Source organism: Rothia sp. HMSC036D11, from assembly GCF_001814205.1.
GTDB classification, from domain to species: Bacteria; Actinomycetota; Actinomycetes; order Actinomycetales; family Micrococcaceae; genus Rothia; species Rothia dentocariosa.
On sequence record NZ_KV815272.1, the window covers coordinates 90,472 to 109,248 of the forward strand.

Here is an 18,777-nt window from a genome sequence, read left to right on the forward strand (position 1 = left end):
TTCGCGTTTATACGCCGAGGTTTTGCCCCGCCAGTAGGGTTGCGTTCCGCATCATGTAGCGCGTCCTTAGGGTGTTTTAAACCTTTGCTCTACCCACAGACCGGGTGTTAGGAGTCACGAAGTTTTCTTCCACATTTTTATTGGAAATGTTTATTAACTGCGTGCTTTTCACCATCACTAGGAGGAGCTAGGATTCCGTGGCTCAGGTTCGTGAGCCGATGAAGGCTCTGGAATACCAGATTCCGGCGCGGCGGGTATTGAGGAACGCCCCGAAGCGGCACCCTGCGGACGAAGGCGCGACGAGTTAGCCGTCTTCTTGCGCGGCGTGCGAGTATTATGTTTCTTCTGGGCAGAAGCGACCTTTCGCGGTGCTGAGGCCGGGCGACCGCCCTGACCCGTAGGCTTCTGTACGGATGCTGAACTCGCTGCCTCGTCAGGAACATCTGGAACACCTGTTTCCGGAACTTGGCGCTTAATCCCGGAAATATGAGGCAGACGAGGTTTCCGATGCGGGGGTAACGAGCCCCTGCCGAAGTGATGGGTTCGATACTTTGCCATACCGTTCTTCTGAGCGGGCCGGTACGAAGCTTTCCCGATCGTATCTGCCGATACCTGTAACGCTTCAGGATCGGAGGATTCCTGCCCTACGGTCGAGTCCTTAACCGGCTCGGCGGCGGGACTCTGCGGGGTGCGAGATACGCCCTCGCTCTGAGCTACAGTCTGAGTCAAAGCAGGTTCTTCTGATTCCTGAGGTTCAGATACGACGGGTTTTTGTTCGGGTGTACTCCCCTGATCTGTCGGTTGCTTCGCCTTCATGGGGACAGCAGGAACCTGCGTTATCGTATTGTGCTGGTCGGTCTGCTGAGACTCTGCAGGTTTCTGCGTCTGAGGTAATGGCTGTCCTGTAGCCACCGTTGACTGTTCAGCCACGCTTGATGCTGATGCCGCAGGTTGTACTGCGCCGACGTTCTGTGCCGAGTCAACATTGTGCTCCGTTGTGCCAACGTTCTGCACGATGGCAGGAGGCTGCGTGGGCACGGCGCTCTGCTCGGTACCCGCTGCAGCTGCGCTCTTCTGGGTTGCAGCCGCATCCTGCTGTTTGTCTAAGTTCTGATCCGCCCCAGGTTGGAGACCGGAAGCGGAGGGTGCTGACGGCACTGCGGCTGCGGCATCTGGTGCCGGGGAGGGAACAGAGGCAGGTGCAACCTGTGTTTGTGCCTGCGCATCAGGCACAGCAGTCTCAGGTTCGGGGCTCTGGGGCGCGCTGGCAACGGGCGGCTGAATGGCAGGAGCGACCGGAGCAGGAGCATCCGGAACAGCAACCGAAGCCGCAGAAGGCTTGGAATGTGAAGCTTGCTCTCGCTCACCGTGCCCGTGCAGATGAGGATGCGGCACTACATCGCGCACATTAACGTGCAGGCGATGCAGACGACGAACGCTGCGTACCGTGAGCAGCCCCAAAATGACAAAGAGAGCCCCCACAATGATAAACGGCAAAAATCCGCGATCCTCAACCGGGCGGCTGGGCTCTGGAATCTTCGCCTTAACGATAGTCTCGCCTTCTTCATGCACCGGAGTGGCCGAAGCATCGGCAGGAGTTGGCGCAGGCACCTCTTGACGGCGGTGCACTGCAATCCATGCCTTCAGTGACCCTAGCGGATTCTCCGTAGCATCCTGCGGAGTCGAAGAATCCAAGGCCATCAGCGGATTTATGATGCCAAACCCGTACACCGGGTCACGCCCGGCAGCACCGGTGTCGTCGGCGCTTTCAGTAATACGCTGAATAATCTGAGCCGCACTCAGATTGGGGTACTTAGACTTAATCAACGCCGCAAGGCCAGAAACCAACGGAGCAGATGCCGAAGACCCCGACCATATCATGTACTTATTCCCCGGCGCGGCAGCAATCATATCGTTGCTCGGTGCCGTCACACCAATAGAAATGCCCTGAGTCGAAGAGCCCTTGGAAGCCTCACGCTGACGGTCCACGCCGCCAACCGTCAGAACCCCCGGAATAGTCGCCGGGGCACCCACCTGGGTAATACCGCTGCCACGGTTACCGGCGGATGCTACGACGACCACGCCCTTCTCTTCGGCGTAGGCAAAAGCATCGTCCCAGCTCTTGGGCCAGGTCGTCTTATTCGAGCCAATAGAAAGATTGATGACCTGCGCGCCATGATCTACCGCATAACGCACGGCGGCGGGAATCTGCTCATCAATACTTTTCTCAGCATTCGAAACCATATTAAGAGAAATAGGCAGGATCTTGGCATCCGGTGCCACACCGATAACGCCCGCAGGTTTACCGGGCTGACCGGCAATCTTAGGAATACCGGAAACATTATGACCGTGACCGGCAATCAGGGATGCTACTTCGGTGCCGTGCATGGGTTCTACACCCAAGCCCTGCCAGCCGTTAGGAGATCCCTCGCCAGAAGCGTCATAACCCTCCAGCACGTTATCTACAAGATCCGGGTGGGTGCCGTCGACGCCGGTGTCAATGACGGCAACCGTCACGCCCGATCCCGTCGATTGTTTCCACGCATCCACAATCCTGTAGTCGGTAAGCCAATATTCGTGCTGACGAACGTCGTCCTTACCTAGAACGGCAGCTTCAGCGGGAGTGAGCGTTATAGGGGTTGGTGAGGCCGTCGGAGCGGCAGATGCAGGAGCTCCGGACAGGGCTAAGCCAGTCGCAAGCGCCCCGCATCCGAGAAGCGCTACGACCCGACGTATGCTTGTGCGCGTCATCATGGCGATGTGGTTGGAACGCGTCATACCTGTGTACCTACCGTCGTTGGGTGTTAGTTGTACATGCTTAACGTACCTGGGATAGTGCTATGCCGTCCAGAATGTCATGTTCGCTCACCGTCACAGAATCGATGTTTCCTTCGGTGATCTCACGCAGACGAGTCATGATACGGGCGTAAATGGTAGCGCCGGCGCCAATAACATCAACTCGACCGGGGTGCATATACCCCAGTGCGGCGCGCTCCTCGCGGGTCATAGAGCGCAGCATCTCTGCCGTTTTCTGCACCGTATCTACAGAGATGGAAGAACCGTTAATAGCCTCGGAATCATAGGTCTTTAGCCCCAATGCAGCGGCGGCGATCGTGGTTGCAGTACCGGCAACGGCAACGGCTCGGGTAGCCTTTTCAAGGGGAACGCTCTGCAATACGGTGTCGATTGCCGCATCGGTGTCAGCTTCAACACGTTGAATCTGATCCGAGGTTGCGGGAGCAGATGCCATATGCCGTTCGGTCAGGCGCACACATCCAATATTCACGCTTCTTGCCGCCTGCACACCGTCTTCGGTCCCAAGCACGAATTCGGTAGACCCACCGCCCAGGTCAAAAACTACAGTCTTAGACTCATCAGCACCGACCGCCAGAACCGCGCCCGCAAACGACAGTTCCGCCTCTTCGTCGCCGGTAATCACCTCGGGCTCAATGCCCAGAATGTCACGAATACCATCCATAAAAACCTGACGGTTTCCGGCATCGCGGGTGGCACTCGTCGCCACGAAACGAAGCTTCTTGACCTTGTGTTTACGCAAAAGTTTTGCGTATTCCCGCGTTGCCTCAAAAGTGCGGTCCAAGGCCTCTTGAGCAAGCCATCCAGTGGCATCAACCCCCTGCCCCAGGCGGACGATACGCATCTGCCGCACCACGTCGTTGAGACGGGTTACCGTGCGACCGTTAACGGTGTCGGTGCTGGCGTCAGCGATCAGAAGACGGATAGAGTTGGTACCGCAGTCAATTGCGCCAACACGCATAATGGGCTCCAATCCACGCAAGGCGTGAGGTTCTTAAGGTTATCTAGCCTGCCGCAGATTAATGCGTCGAGCTACTTACATATTAGGTGCCCGTACCGGTTACAGGGAACGGCACGGGCAAAGTTCTTAAAAATGGCTGAAATTAGGCATCCCGCCATGACGGTGCACATGCGCAAACCTGCGGGGTCCACCAATCGGCGATCTCATCCAGACCCCAATCCCCCATAGGGTTAATGCCGCGGCCCACCGCCAGGGTGTGACCAATCACGGCATGCAGGCATTTGACGCGCGTGGGCATCCCGCCCGCCGAAATATTCTCAATTTCGGGCACCTCATCGGTTCCGCTGATCAGACGAATACGCTCACGCTCGGCTAGGTAATTCTCATGTGCTAGAGTGTACCGGCTCGCAAGTTCGGTATCGTCCGCGAGCGCATCGGTCATCTCGTACATGAGGCCCCCCGCTTCCAGGCGGGATGCGGCCGCAGTAATCGCCGGATGCGCCAGGTAAAACACGGTTGGGAACGGACTCCCGTTCGATAGCCTCGGCGCTGTAGCGGCAACGAGCGGGTTACCGCATACGCAGCGTGCGGGAATCTCAATAACATCCCGCACGGTACGGCCCAACTGTGCTGAGAGCACTCGGATATCTTGGTCGGTGGGCGTCAAGGTTTCTACGGTAACGCCGAAACCCTGCGGGGTGCGGTTTTTGAGGTCTTCTACAGTGCTCATAGATCTTTCTTGAAGAATCGGTACGTCAGGTTTTATCGTACAGCACAGTTCACGTGTACAGCCGTACCGGCGTTACTTATCAGCAGGTTTAGGCGAAGGAGTCTTACCATCGTTCAGGGACCCCCAAAGTTTGTTCGTCCACGAATCTTCGGGAGCATTTTTCCCGGAGGCAGAGGTGCTGTCAGCCCGGCCGTCATCCGAATCTATACCGGTGACTGTATACGGGGTATCGCCTGGCGCCACATAGAATAGACGGCTGCGCGCCTGCTGGCGCACATAGTCGTCGTCTTGCCACCAGGTTTTCTCGGCTTGAAGCTGCACGTTTTCCTGTTTGAGCTCAGCAATGCGGGCGCGGGTAGTGTTAATTTCCCGCTGCTGATCAACATAGTTAGTCAGCGGGTATGCGGTACCCAGCAGGAGCACCGCTATCATAATAAGAATTCCCAAAAATTTTCCGCTAAAGCGATGCGCCGCGACGGGAGTCTCATAATTCTCATCGTCGTCGTGTTCGCGGTGGATGCGGCGTTCACGTGCATCGCGTTCCCTATCGGTGCGATGTGCCCGGGTACGGGCACCGAAGAAGCTGTTAGCGGCGCGCATCCAGGCGGGGCGCTGCAAATACGAGCGGTCTTCAACGGTTCGATGGGTTGCGGTGATGTGGGGTTCCTTCGCCGCAGATGCAGAAGATTTGACGCTCGCGGACTTAACCTGTTGATTGTGCGATTCACGATGCGCTGGCTGCGGGGGCGGCAGGGTGGCCTTCGAGCGCCGCGCAGTTGGCTTCTGCTGAGCCTGCTTATCCGCGGTGTTGGTCGTGCGGGATGAACCGGGTTTATGCGCCTTCTGCTTGCGGGCACGGGATTTACGGGCGGATGCTGGAACATCGGAAAGACTTTCGCGCGCGGCGGCGGACTGGCTGCCACGTGATGTGCGACCTCGACGTAGTTCCTGCCCCGCCGGGCTTTTGCGTCGTTCACGTCCGTCGCGCTGAGCCATCATGTAGTGCTTTCCTTCCCTGCCCCTAAATCTCTGGTTACCATTCTAAGCTACCGTAAACGTTCAGACGGAGTTATCCCCCGAAAAAGTGATATACCCGAACTCTTGCGGGTGCATTCCCCTAACCCCCAGGGAAAACTGAGCTGTTAGATTCGGAGGGATACATGTTCAAGAACCATAAAGCGCGCCATCGTCGTATGCACCCTTATAGAGAGAGTCTACGAAGAAAAGTAGGAGATAAAAAAATCTGGTGCTCTCGCAGGTCATGTACCAGTCGAGAGCACCAGATTATGATGTATACGGTTCTAGCTGTCCGTATACTACCGCGTTACGCCTTCTTGAAGCGGGGGAATGCTGACTTGCCGGCGTAAACAGCGGCATCGCCCAGTTCTTCCTCAATGCGCAGCAGCTGGTTGTACTTTGCCACGCGCTCGGAACGTGCGGGTGCACCGGTCTTGATCTGACCCGCGTTAGTCGCCACAGCGAGGTCGGCAATGGTGACGTCCTCGGTTTCGCCGGAACGGTGAGAAACCATGCAGCGGTATTCGTTGCGCTGTGCCAGTTCCATAGCATCCAGGGTCTCGGTGAGCGAACCGATCTGGTTGACCTTCACCAACAGAGCGTTTGCCGCACCCTCGTTAATGCCCTTCTCAAGGCGATCGGGGTTGGTCACGAATAGGTCGTCACCGACAATCTGAACCTTGTCACCAATCTGCTCGGTCAGGGTCTTGTAGCCTGCCCAGTCGTTCTCGTCTAGCGGATCCTCAATGGAAACCAGCGGGTACTTCGCCACAAGATCAGCGTAGTATGCGCTCATCTCTTCGGCGGACTTCTTCTGACCCTCGAAGTCGTAGGCACCGTCGTTATAGAACTCGGATGATGCCACATCCAGTGCGAGAGCAACCTGCTCGCCGGGCTTGTAACCAGCCTTCTCGATTGCCTCAATAATGAGGTCGAGAGCCGCAGCGTTGGATTCAAGGTTCGGTGCGAAGCCGCCCTCATCGCCCAGACCGGTGGAAAGGCCACGGTCGTGCAGCACGGACTTGAGCGAGTGGTAAACCTCAACACCAGCGCGCAGAGCATCCGAGTAGTTCTCGAAACCGATGGGAGCAATCATGAACTCCTGAATATCAACGTTGGAGTCTGCGTGAGAACCACCGTTGAGGATGTTCATCATGGGAACGGGAAGCACGTGGGCGTTGGGACCACCCAGATACTTGTAGAGGGGAAGGTCTGCGGACTCTGCGGCAGCCTTAGCAACGGCGAGAGAAACACCCAGAATTGCGTTAGCGCCGAGTTTACCCTTGTTGTTGGTGCCGTCCAGAGCAATCATGGTTGCATCAACAGTACGCTGATCAGCGGCGTCGATACCGATAATTTCTTCCGAAATCTCTTCAATAACAGATTTGACGGCGCCCAGAACGCCTTTGCCTAGGTATACGGACTTGTCGCCATCGCGACGCTCGACTGCCTCCCACTCGCCGGTGGATGCGCCCGAAGGCACAGCGGCACGTGCGAAAGCACCATCTTCGAGCAGAACCTCAACCTCAACGGTCGGGTTGCCGCGGGAATCCAAAATCTGACGGGCGTGAACTGCGGTAATAACAGCCATGAAATTGCTCCTTAGAGAGTACAGGATATGACGGCTCGCTCCTGTGATGTTGGGCGAGTCCCGTTGCCCTAAATTTTACCAAAACTCCCACACAAACACACTAGTTACCACGGGATTTTTTGCGATTCCTGAGGGTATCCAACACCTTTAGTCCCTTGTAAACTCGCCTCTCAAAAATCATTCCCCCTGTGGGCGCGGCATATCCTCGCACCGCAGGCACCAATTCGAACCCCAACCGATAACGACAAAGTTCCTTATCACACTCTACTAAAACGATTGAACATCTTTAGAGCCAGTTTCTACATCGCGCAACACAGATAGATGTGTAGTGCTTTATGCCCCACCCACGAATGTAACCAGTGGAGCTCTACTTCAGGGCATAAAACAGGCACCTTTAGATGCAAAAAGACTGTCGCATCTAAAGGTGCCTGATAAATACTCTTCAGCCTACGCGGCCACGAGGCTATTGGTTGTACTCAATAAACTTACGGGTGTAAGTACGCAGGGCACGTTCCGCATCCAGCCCATTCTGACGCGCGCGGCACACAAGCGAAAAAAGTAGCTCACCGAATTCTTCCTCACTATAGGTAAAAGGAAGATCATCATCCAAGGAGGTAGGCTCCGGCGGAAGCACAATGTCGGCCTTGCGAGCCTTAGCAATCGTCTTCTCCGCTAGGGCCAGTGCAGGAAGATGAGGCGGAATGCCGTCAAGCGGACCTCGATCGGATTTCTCCGTCTTCTTAAGCTCATCCCAGAAAACCTGCTGTTCGGCGGCGGTCATCCGAGACTCGTCCGAAGAATCACTGAAAACATTCGGGTGCCGATCGTGAAGCTTTGCGTCCAGACCCTCGATCACCTGCTCGATCGTAAAGCCGCCCGGTTCTGCCGCCGCAATATCGGCGTGGAAGAGAACCTGAAGCAGAACATCGCCCAACTCTTCGCGTAGAAGCTGCAGGTTTGTACCCTCGGGTGCCTCGACAGCTTCCACGACCTCATAGGATTCCTCAATGAGGTATCGAATGAGGGACTGATGAGTCTGTTCGGCATCCCAGGGGCACCCGCCGGGGGCGCGCAGGGTTGCCATCGTCTGCACCAGACGCTCAAAGGCTTTCCCAGCGCGTGCGGCAACCTCAGCTACCGTTTTCTCAGAAACTCTATCTTCATTCACGGGCGGGCTTCTCCTACATGCTCCAGTGAGTCAGAGCATTCGCCATATGCGCCGGAATCTTAGCCCCCAGACGCGGGAACATGCGCAGTTCCTCTACGTAGCGATCGGCCTCAAGCTGGCGGGGGTACCGTACGAAAGCCTGCTCATTCGAGTAATCGAATGCAGACTGCACGGGCACGCCCGGGGTGAATGTCAGGCTCATGGCGAGTGGCGACCCTTCACCTTCGCTGTAGGAATCGGCCTTGAGCGTGGGAATACCCAAATCTTCTTCCGAAACTAACTCGAAGGTTCGTACTTGCTCCCAGAATCCGTTGCGGCGCACATGGGTGAGCACATCGTAGTAAGAGCCCACCGAGCGCACCCGGATCAACACGGTCGTTGCATCCTTGGCGCTGCCATTCTCGCCGAAGAGAGCTTCGGTCACCGGTGCTAGATGCTCGATCACCTTGGCGTCGGTAAGTACTAGGTTACCCTCGGCAAGCGCATCGCCAGCGAGCACGGAGGAATGTGCCTGATGCGCGGGGGTATCCGGCTCGGCTTCTGCAGGAGGCAGATCTGCGGATTCATGCTGCGCGGTCTTACCGTTTGCAGTTGATTCTCCGGACTGAGCAGCAACAGCGTATGCGGTCTGCGCGGCAGGCGCATCCTGCTTATTCGACGCCGATTCCTGAGGCTTCGTGTCGGTCGAGCCTGTCAGCGAGTCCTTCTCGACTTCGGGGACGAGAGCGAGGTCATCCACATGCTTGGGCAGTGCAGAGGAACTGTCGGTACTGGTGGTGCCAGCCTGGGATTCCTTCACCGCAGCCTGAGTTACATTCGCGCTCTGATTCTCCGAGGTGTAACCCTCAGCAGTCTTGGCATCACTCTCAGCCTTGACGGTGCTTTCGGAGCCAGCCGCCTTCTGTGAGTCCTCGCTCGTCTTATCAGTAGCGGACTTCGAGCCGGTACCCGAGGTCTTCACCGCAGCGGAAGTATCCGCAACGTCTTCCTTCGCGTTCGATGCAGTCTTCTTTGCTTCGGAGGATGCCACGATAGTCGCCAAAGCCGCCTGCATGCTGTTGAGTTCTTCTTCGTCTTCAGAAGATTTCTCAACCTTGGTTTTCTCTACCTCAGCTTCGGGGGTGGAGAGGCCGGAAGAGTCCTTGGCTGCGGATACGCCAGACACCGCCGATTTCTCGGATTTCTCGGAGACAGCACCGGCTTTAGCACTGTCAGTCTCGGTCTTGCTCTGCTCAGCAGCTTGAGCATCGTGACGACCGGTGACATTCTGCGGATCCGCATCGTAATCGTATTCGTAGCGCGAATCCTCGCGGTCACTCTTCGACGATGACGCGATCCCGGCGGCTGTCACGCCTGCGGTGCCAAGGGTACCTGCAGCGAGTGTACTCGAACCGCTCTTGGTCGATTCTGCTGTAGCAGAATCAGACTTTGCAGTATCTGCTTTAGCCTTCGCAGAAACTTCCTGCTCCTTTTCGTGAGCGCCAGAGGACTTCTTCTCGGAATCTACGGTATGTTCGGATTTCTCAGACTTCTGTGAATCTTGAGTATTGGCTTTGTCGGCATCAGCAGACTTGACGTCCTGGGTGTGGTTTTCAAAATCTTTCGCCTTCTGAGGCTCAGCAGCATTAGCCTGTTCATCGCTCTTATCCTGAGCGAGCTTTGCCTCAGATTCCTTCTGCGAAGAGGTATCATCGGAGGAATCAGCCAGCGCTGAGGTCTTCGCGGTCGACGTTTTCTGATCTGCAGCATCGGTGGATGCGGTGCTCTGGTCGGCGGAGGCCTTCACCGACTCTGCGCTTTTCGCTGATGAGTCTTTCTGTGAAGCCGACTCTTTCTCGCTCGTTTCGAGAACGTAATCCGTGGTGTAGCTCGATGCATCGGCGGTGTTCGTGTACGAAGCCTGTACCGCTACTAGCCCGTTCTCGCTGGGGTTTGCTACCACGAGGGCACGGTTCCACACCCTGCCCGCGTCCTGGGCTCGCACGTAGAGCGAGGCAATCGACGAGAACCACGCATCGGTCGGAACCACAACACCCTGTTCGACTTCGCTGCCGCGATGGAAAATCCGGTAGTGCATATCGTCGCCCAGCTGACGCAGTTCGTATGACACCTTCCCGGAGCCGTATCCGCGCATCGCAGTTACGAGGTCGTGCAGCGGATTCTCGGGGGTGAGAACCTCCGCCTTTTCGTTCCCTTCAACGGATGCTGCTGCATGTGATGATGCGACTGCGGCGCCGTTCTGAGAGGCTTTTTCATCGCGCGCAGTTTTTTCAACGTCCTGTTTCTTGGAGTCTTTATCTGTGGAAGAGTGGGCTGAGACCTCATCTGCCACGGTCTTCTCGTGCTGTACAGCCATCTTCTCGGCAGAGGTCTTCTCAGCCGAAGTTTCGACGCTGCGATTCTTCCCGGGAGCCAAGGTTTCAGGGTCGTTACGGTCATCAAGATGTTTGGCAGAACCCGTGGCTCCCGAGCCGACAAACTCGATCTTGTCGGACTTCTTCGAGGCTGACGGGGTGCCCGAAGACTCCAACCCGCTCGTCGCCTGAGCCTCAGGGCTAGGTGACTTTTTCTCGTGTGCAGAGGCTTTTACATCCGAAGCAGATTCGGATTCTTGGGGTGTGGACTCAAGCGTAGACTTCGAGTCGGCGTTCGCTGTCTTCTTATCGTTTGAGTTCTTAGACTCAACACCGGGCGCGGGAACGAAAGCAGGCTTCTCTTCGGCATCGGTAGACACGACTCCTGCGGCAAGTTTCTCCCGCTCACGATCCTCAACGTTCGGGGTCTTGATGTCCGCAGATTCTTTCTCTGCAGAAGAAGACGGGGAGGCAGCCGCATCGGCGTGTGAGGATACTGAGGAGGTATTCCCCTCGTGCTCGGTGCTGTATTTCGTCTCGTTAAATTCTTTAAGTGCGTCCTGCACGTTTTGCTTCTGGGAGCCCTCTTCGGTCTGTGCCGACGCGGTACCCGAAACCGACGCTGCGTTCGATGAGGGAACCGCAGTGGCGGAAGAGTTAGTCTCAAAGGCGTCCGCAGGCATACTTGTTGCGCGGTACTCAGAAATCTGGGGTGCACGTTTCGGGGCAGAAGCGTCGGATGTATGGGCTGCTTCCTGTGTGAAATAACCCGTCTGAGCGGCATCTGCGTTCGCAGCCTGTAAGGAGGCACCCACGGTTTTCTTGCTTTCTGCTGACCCGGAAGTCCTAGCTTCGCCTGCTGTGGATGCCGAAGGCTCAGCAGAAGAGCCGCTGTGCTGCGCGGACTGTTTCAAAGCATCGACGTTAAGGTCAGAAGTATCTTTGCTCTTCTGCTCTTCCTGTTGCATGCGAGTGCTCTCAGCCTGCACAAACCGGCGCAGGGAATTCTCCCAACGCTGCTGTTCATTCACACGTTCCGCGAGGGTACGATCCGATGCCTCTGCATCGGAGTTAGGGAGGGCGGATTTTACGTCGTCAGCCTGTGCTTCTGCCTCAGCCTGGGCGGCTTTCGCCTGCTCTTCCCACTTCTTCTTACCGATTCCAAAGAATCCCACAGAGTTCTCCCACTCGTCAGCTGTTCGGCGCCCCGCAATGACGCGGCGCGGTTCGGTCATCCCCTATAGTTTATCCTGCAAATGTTATTCATGAGTGGGTATGACGCAGGTTTTGACGTTCATGCGCGGCTTAACACCGTTTTTTCTAGGGTAGACATCACTATTTTGGTTTTTCAGGCGCAATCCCACTCCCCCGGCAGATGCCCGCTATTTCGGCGATGCACCCGCACTTGCCGTATTCCTCCTGCGACGAAACCCGTTCTTTCATAAAGTTTTCGTAAAGATTTGGCGGAGAGCCCCATAAATATTTCTCGGTGCTGCGTGCTTCGGCGCCAGTGCCTGGAATATCCTCTATTACAGGTTGTCCGTAATATTAACGCGCCTCATCCCGCACCGGGTTCGCGGCCTTCGCAGCCTTCGCGAGCTCAAAACGCACGGCACGCAACGCGGTCGCCGCCATCACGCGCACACCCACACCAATCGCCTGCTCATTAGGAGCGTAGTCCCCCTGATGTAAGTCATAGACAGGATCTTCCGGGGCGCGAGTTCCTAGACGGAACATCGAACCTGGAACCTCCTGCAGAATCCACGCGAAGTCTTCTCCACCCATTGATTGCTCAACCAACACGATGGACTCTTCGCCTAATTCGGCGCGCGCCGCGTTTTCCAACATGGTGGTTTCCGCGTCGGTATTGACGACCGGGGGCACGCCGCGGATATGTTCGACCCTTGCCTGTACACCGAAGGGAACCGCGACCTGCTCGATTACCTCGTCCAGCAGGTTGCCCGCCTGACGCCACACCTCAACATCCAGACATCTCATGGTGCCCGCCAAATAGCCTTCAGCGGGAATAGCGTTCGGGGCAACCCCGGCGCTCACCTGCCCCCACGCGACCAGCACGCCGGAACGCACATCGGTACGGCGTGTGAGCACGGAAGGAACCTGCACGGCAATCTGACTCATCGCGTAGATAAGGTCCTCAGTCAGATGCGGTCGAGAGGTATGACCACCGTGACCACTCAGGTGAATCTTAATCGTGTCTGAAGCACTCGTAATCGCCCCGATGCGCGTGCCAATTTTCCCCAGTTCAACCTTCGGATCGCAATGCAGGGCAAAAGCACGTGGGATATTGCGTAAAAGACCTTGCTCAATCATCTGCACAGCCCCGCCCGGCAACTGTTCCTCGGCGGGCTGGAACAGGATGCGCACGCTGCGCCCCAGCGGAGTCTTTTCGTTCAGCTCGTGAAGCGCCAGAGCAACCCCAAGCATGACGGTCTGGTGAATATCGTGCCCGCAGGCGTGCATCACCCCGGGTATGGTCGATGAATAAGGCAGATCCGTCTGTTCGACGATGGGAAGCGCATCAATATCGGCGCGAAGAGCTAAAGCAAACGGTCCGTTTCCGATATCGACGTAGCAGCCGGTGCCTTCGCAGGCGATAGGGTTCAGCCCTGCCTCACGCAGCGTCGTCATAATGCGTTCAGTCGTTTTCACCTCGCGGAATGAGAGCTCCGGGGTACGGTGCACCTCGCGGCGGAATTCCACAAGGGTAGGCATCATGCGAGCCACCCAGTCGTCGAAGACAGGGGTCGAAAGATCGTAACGTGAGTTTGCAAAAACCATAGTTCGAGAATAGCGCGAATCCGCAGCCAGTACACACATTCCGGCTGCCCTCTTACGTTCGTTGAAGTTTTTGTACGCGACGTGACGAATCATCGCGTTGTGTGGCCGGTTTATGACATTGTGACTGATTGTTACGAGGCTGAAACCGCTGCCTACAGACGCGGAAATTAACTAGCGGGTACCAGTTCGCACTAATATCGCAAACAAAAATGCGGTGTGGGCGTCACCAACCTTGCACCCACACCGCATATTTTGTGTCTCTACGAGTTCTCCAACCGCCAGGCTTAGAGGGCTCGCGCCAAAATAGCCTGCTTGACCTCGGCAATAGCCTTAGTGATCTGAATGCCACGCGGGCAAGCCTCGGTGCAGTTGAAGGTTGTGCGGCAGCGCCACACACCCTCTTTATCGTTGAGGATTTCCAAGCGCAGATCCCCAGCGTCATCACGCGAATCGAAGATAAAACGATGCGCATTCACGATGGCAGAAGGACCGAAGTACTGACCGTCCGTCCAGAAAACGGGGCAAGAGGAGGTACAAGCCGCGCACAGAATACACTTTGTGGTGTCGTCGAATCGGGCGCGTTCTTCCGCAGACTGCAGACGCTCACGTTCCGGTTCATTCGAGTCATTGATGAAGAAGGGCATGATCTCGCGGTACGCCTGGAAGAAAGGCTCCATATCGACAATCAGGTCCTTTTCGCAGGGAAGACCCTTAATCGGCTCAACGATAATGGGCTTGGTAATGTCCAAATCCTTGAGCAGGGTCTTGCACGCTAGGCGGTTACGTCCGTTGATGCGCATCGCATCCGACCCGCAAATACCGTGCGCGCAGGAACGACGGAATGAGACCGAGCCGTCGAGTTCCCACTTGATCTTGTGCAATGCATCCAGCACGCGGTCGGTGCGGTACATGGTCAGATTGAAGTCATCCCAGTATGCTTTATCCGATACTTCAGGGTTGTAACGGCGCACGCGAATCGTCACGTCATAGGTGGGGATGTTCCCGGAGTCTGAACCGGACATACCTTCAAAGAGCTTGACCGATTCCGGTTCGGGAGTTTCGTGTTCAGCCATTTTAGTACTTACGCTCCTTGGGCTCGTAACGAGTGTAGACAACGGGCTTGGTATCAAAACGCAGACCCTGCACACCCTCAAACTCAGACTCGGGATCTAGATAAACCATCGAGTGCTTCATGAAGTTCACGTCGTCGCGCTTCGGGAAGTCCTCACGGTAGTGACCGCCTCGGGATTCCTGGCGGTGCAGTGCGCCCACCGACATCACCTTGGCGAGCTGTAGCAGGAAGCCGAGCTCAACGGCCTCCAACAGGTCAAGGTTGAAGCGCTTGCCTTTATCCTGAATCGAGATATTTGCGTAGCGCTTTTCGAGTTCGTCAATGGCGGCGAGTGCCTTACGAATGGTTTCTTCGGTACGGAAAACCTGCATATCGGCTTCCATCACACGCTGCAGCTCGGTGCGGATAGCGCCAACCTTTTCAGTGCCCTGCCCGTCACGAATACCGTTGAGCATCGCGAGAGTGCGATCGGCAGCATCGTCCGGAACGGGCACGAATTCTGCGGATGCGGCGTATTCTGCGGCGCGGCGGCCAGCACGCTTACCGAACACGTTAATATCCAGCAGCGAGTTGGTTCCTAAACGGTTTGCACCGTGCACCGACACGCAGGCAACCTCACCGGCTGCGTATAGTCCTGGAATAGTCTCTTCGCTGTTGCGGTACACCTCGGTATCGTTGTTCGTTGGAATACCGCCCATCGCATAGTGCGCAGTGGGGAACACCGGAATAGGCTGGTGGTGCGGCTCAACTGCCAGATAGGTACGCGCGAATTCGGTAATATCCGGCAGTTTCTCGTCGATATGCGCTGGTTCTAGGTGAGTGAGGTCTAGAAGCACATAGTCTTTATGCGGTCCACAGCCGCGACCTTCACGCACCTCGTTCGCCATTGCACGAGCCACGATATCGCGGGGAGCTAGGTCCTTAATGGTCGGTGCGTATCGTTCCATGAAACGCTCACCCTCGGAGTTACGCAGAATACCGCCTTCACCGCGAGCACCCTCGGTCACAAGAATACCCAGGCCCGCAAGGCCGGTCGGGTGGAACTGTACAAATTCCATATCCTCTAGGGGAAGACCTGCGCGCAGGGCGATTGCCATGCCATCGCCGGTGAGGGTGTGCGCGTTTGAGGTGGTCTTGAAGATCTTGCCGCATCCGCCAGATGCGAAAATCACGGATTTCGATTGGAAAACGTGTACTTCGCCGGTTGCCAGGTCGTAGGAGACAACACCTGCAGGTCGGGGGTTGCCGTTTTCGTCTTCTGACATAATGAGGTCGAGCACGTAGAACTCGTTGTAGAACTCGACGTTGTGACGCACGCAGTTCTGGTAGAGGGTCTGCAGGATCATGTGGCCCGTGCGGTCGGCAGCGTAGCATGCGCGACGCACGGCGGCTTTACCGTGATCGCGGGTATGCCCGCCAAAACGACGCTGATCGATGCGCCCCTCGGGGGTACGGTTGAAGGGAAGACCCATTTTTTCAAGGTCGAGCACGGCGTCAATGGCTTCTTTCGCCATAATCTCTGCCGCATCCTGATCGACAAGGTAGTCGCCGCCCTTGACGGTGTCAAAGGTATGCCACTCCCAGTTGTCCTCCTCAACGTTAGCTAAAGCGGCGCACATACCGCCCTGTGCCGCACCGGTGTGCGAGCGGGTGGGGTATAGCTTCGTCAGCACCGCGGTTCGTACGCGCTGCCCCGCCTCAATAGCGGCACGCATACCTGCGCCGCCAGCGCCAACAATCACTACATCGTACTTATGTACCTGCATGATGCTCTCTCTCGTATGTCAAAAATCTTTAGTGTTTTACCCTTAGTGGGCCGGGCAGAAGCTAGGCAGCAGATTAGCCGCCGCGCCCGAGGGGCAGGGATCAAAAGCAAAGATCGTGAGGGTTCCAACCAGCAGCACAAAAGCGGATGCTGCGAAGAGAATAATCTTCAGCCACACACGCACACGATCCTTTTCGGCGTAATCGTCAATGACCACGCGGATGCCGTTGGTGCCGTGGAGCATAGCCAGCCACAGCAGCAGCAGATCCCAGATTTGCCAGAAGGGGTTTGCCCATTTACCGCCCACGAAACCGAAGTCGATCGCGTGAATGCCGTCCCCCACCATGAGGTTCACGAAGAGGTGCCCGAAAATCAGGACCACCAACACGACGCCAGACAAACGCATCCCCAGCCAGGCGAACATTTCAAAGTTGTTGCGCTTGCTGGAAGAGCGGTTGTATTTCACACCATCAATCTTGTTATCGCGCAGGCGAGGAACCGAAACGCGTGATTTGAGTGGAGTAGACATAGCTTAGTGACCTCCAAGGTGTGAGAAGACGATCGGCAGGTGGCGAGCCGCGAATCCTGCAACGGTAATTGCCCACAGGAACAGAACAACCCACAGAATCTTAATGTGCGGGTAGGTAGCCTTTTGATTGATCTCGGGGGAACCGTCTTTGCCTTTGCTCATCACATGCTCGACTTTGGCGTTAGTAGCTGTTCCCCAAAAGTCGATAAGAATAATGCGAATACCGTTGAAGGCATGGTACACGATGGCTGCCACAAGCGCAGTCTCTCCCAGACCCATCACGGGGTTTTTGTAGAGACCGAGAACGCTGTTGTATGCCTCGGGAGAGATACGGACAACGGCGGTATCAAGTACGTGAACCAGTAGGAAGAAGAATATAGCGATACCTGTCACACGATGAGCGACCCAAGACCACATGCCCCATCGGCCGCGGTACAGGGTCCCCTTTGAACTATTCAGCACTGAATAACCTCCTGTCGCCGCTGAGACGACGTCGGGGTCTGTGTGTTTAACCTCGGCGGGAAGCGCGCTCAGCAACTCCTGTGATTTCATATTGTTAGTTTCAAGATACCAGGTAATTCACAGGCTTATTGACACCTCGTCTCCTTATTTCACAAGAAACTACAAGGTTAATTACGAAATAGTTATTTTGCGATACCCCTCCGTGAGCTGAGTTCATGCGGAACTAACCTTTACCTAATGTGATGCATCTCTTGATATTTTTTATCTGAGACTTTCCTGGAAATCACTCTAAGAATTCGGCATATTACAAAAGCCCCCGGTATTCTGGAACTGATGAATACTGCATTAACCCGTTTCCGCCCGCTTATTCCAGCTGGCGGTGTTGGTTCGCGTTTGTGGCCGCTTTCGCGTGCTCAGGCGCCGAAGTTCCTTCTCGACCTCACAGACTCAGGTAAATCGCTCTTGCGTGATACTTACGATCGTCTCATTGATTTGAGCAACGGCTCCGTCATGGTCGTGACCGGCACTTCTCATGCCAACGCTGTAACCCAGCAGATTCCCGAATTACGAGCCTCCGACCTCGTCTTGGAGCCCTCCCCGAAGGATTCTGCAGCCGCTATTGGTTTAGCGTGCGCTATTATTCACGAGCGTGAACCGGATGCGATTATTGGCTCCTTTGCCGCTGATCACGTCATCAACCCCGTTGATGAATTTCAACGCGTGGTGACCGAGGCGGTTATCACGGCAGCTTCAGGCAAGATTGTCACTATCGGCATTACCCCCACCGAGCCGTCGAGCGCGTTCGGATACATTAGAGCATGCACTCCACTGGGGCTTGCTCACGCACCGAACGCCCTTGCGGTCGAGTCTTTTGTTGAAAAACCCGATAGCGAAACCGCACAAAAATACCTAGATTCCGGGGACTACACCTGGAACGCAGGTATGTTTGTGGCACCCGTATCCCTGATGCTGCAGCATCTTGAAAAGAACGAGCCCGAGCTTTACGCCGGGGTTATGAAGATCGCCAAGGCTTGGGATACTCCCGAGCGTGAGAGCATTATGGAACAGATTTGGGGCACTCTCCCCAAGACCGCAATCGACTACGCCGTTGCTGAGCCTGCCGCTGCTGCTGGCGATGTTGCGATGGTCCCCGGCTCCTTCAGCTGGGACGACGTGGGAGACTTTGATGCCGTCGCCCGTCTTAACCAAGAGAAGCATGGTGAAGGCCTCACAATTCTCGGTGACGAAGACAATGTGATCAATCAAGGCTGCAGCGGTATTGTTGTCGCGAACAGCAACCGCAAGATCTCGGTGATTGGCCTTGAAGATATCGTGGTGGTTGATACCCCCGATGCGCTCCTCGTCGCACCGCGTGAGCAGGCTCAGGCCGTGAAAGACACAGTTGCCGAGCTCAAAGATCGCGGCTTGGCTGATCTTCTCTAAAAGCGGCCATCGCTTAAATAACCACGCCGTATGGCGTTTATAACATTCTCAACACTCACTCATCGGGTGGAT

Annotated in this window: 13 protein-coding genes; 1 reads left to right on the forward strand and 12 read right to left on the reverse strand. The window is 56.0% G+C overall.

What is annotated here, in order from left to right; genetic code table 11:
- Positions 1-177: 177 nt before the first annotated feature.
- From HMPREF2958_RS00380 to sdhC, 12 genes are all read right to left on the reverse strand, one after another.
- A complete protein-coding gene (locus tag HMPREF2958_RS00380; protein ID WP_070695796.1) occupies positions 178-2,778 on the reverse strand; it encodes a S8 family serine peptidase in 2,601 nt (866 codons plus the stop codon).
- Positions 2,779-2,818: 40 nt separating this feature from the next.
- Positions 2,819-3,775, reverse strand: coding sequence for a Ppx/GppA phosphatase family protein (locus HMPREF2958_RS00385; RefSeq protein ID WP_070695797.1), 957 nt, complete (start codon positions 3,773-3,775; stop codon positions 2,819-2,821).
- Between the two features lie 142 nt (positions 3,776-3,917).
- Complete coding sequence (locus HMPREF2958_RS00390; protein ID WP_070695798.1) at positions 3,918-4,505, reverse strand: DUF501 domain-containing protein; 588 nt, start codon at positions 4,503-4,505, stop codon at positions 3,918-3,920.
- Between the two features lie 72 nt (positions 4,506-4,577).
- A complete protein-coding gene (locus HMPREF2958_RS11090) occupies positions 4,578-5,504 on the reverse strand; it encodes an FtsB family cell division protein (protein WP_246827960.1) in 927 nt (308 codons plus the stop codon).
- A 325-nt stretch (positions 5,505-5,829) separates the two neighbouring features.
- Positions 5,830-7,113: a phosphopyruvate hydratase gene (gene eno, locus HMPREF2958_RS00400; RefSeq protein WP_070695799.1), complete on the reverse strand. Its 1,284-nt coding sequence runs from the start codon at positions 7,111-7,113 to the stop codon at positions 5,830-5,832.
- 463 nt (positions 7,114-7,576) lie between these two features.
- The gene (locus HMPREF2958_RS00405) at positions 7,577-8,281 is read right to left on the reverse strand and encodes a nucleoside triphosphate pyrophosphohydrolase (protein WP_070450782.1); all 705 of its coding nucleotides are present in this window, start codon (positions 8,279-8,281) and stop codon (positions 7,577-7,579) included.
- Positions 8,282-8,294: 13 nt separating this feature from the next.
- The gene (locus tag HMPREF2958_RS00410) at positions 8,295-11,870 is read right to left on the reverse strand and encodes a hypothetical protein (RefSeq protein ID WP_070695800.1); all 3,576 of its coding nucleotides are present in this window, start codon (positions 11,868-11,870) and stop codon (positions 8,295-8,297) included.
- 313 nt (positions 11,871-12,183) lie between these two features.
- Complete coding sequence (locus HMPREF2958_RS00415; protein ID WP_041321697.1) at positions 12,184-13,434, reverse strand: amidohydrolase; 1,251 nt, start codon at positions 13,432-13,434, stop codon at positions 12,184-12,186.
- A 284-nt stretch (positions 13,435-13,718) separates the two neighbouring features.
- Positions 13,719-14,507: a succinate dehydrogenase iron-sulfur subunit gene (locus HMPREF2958_RS00420; RefSeq protein WP_013398564.1), complete on the reverse strand. Its 789-nt coding sequence runs from the start codon at positions 14,505-14,507 to the stop codon at positions 13,719-13,721.
- Position 14,508: 1 nt separating this feature from the next.
- Complete coding sequence (sdhA, locus tag HMPREF2958_RS00425; protein ID WP_013398563.1) at positions 14,509-16,272, reverse strand: succinate dehydrogenase flavoprotein subunit; 1,764 nt, start codon at positions 16,270-16,272, stop codon at positions 14,509-14,511.
- Between the two features lie 42 nt (positions 16,273-16,314).
- A complete protein-coding gene (locus tag HMPREF2958_RS00430; RefSeq protein ID WP_013398562.1) occupies positions 16,315-16,800 on the reverse strand; it encodes a succinate dehydrogenase hydrophobic membrane anchor subunit in 486 nt (161 codons plus the stop codon).
- A gap of 3 nt (positions 16,801-16,803) precedes the next feature.
- A complete protein-coding gene (gene sdhC / locus HMPREF2958_RS00435; RefSeq protein WP_037231971.1) occupies positions 16,804-17,262 on the reverse strand; it encodes a succinate dehydrogenase, cytochrome b556 subunit in 459 nt (152 codons plus the stop codon).
- 333 nt (positions 17,263-17,595) lie between these two features.
- Here sdhC and HMPREF2958_RS00440 point away from each other — a divergent pair, with 333 nt between their 5' ends.
- A complete protein-coding gene (locus tag HMPREF2958_RS00440; protein WP_070695801.1) occupies positions 17,596-18,705 on the forward strand; it encodes a mannose-1-phosphate guanylyltransferase in 1,110 nt (369 codons plus the stop codon).
- Positions 18,706-18,777: the final 72 nt, after the last annotated feature.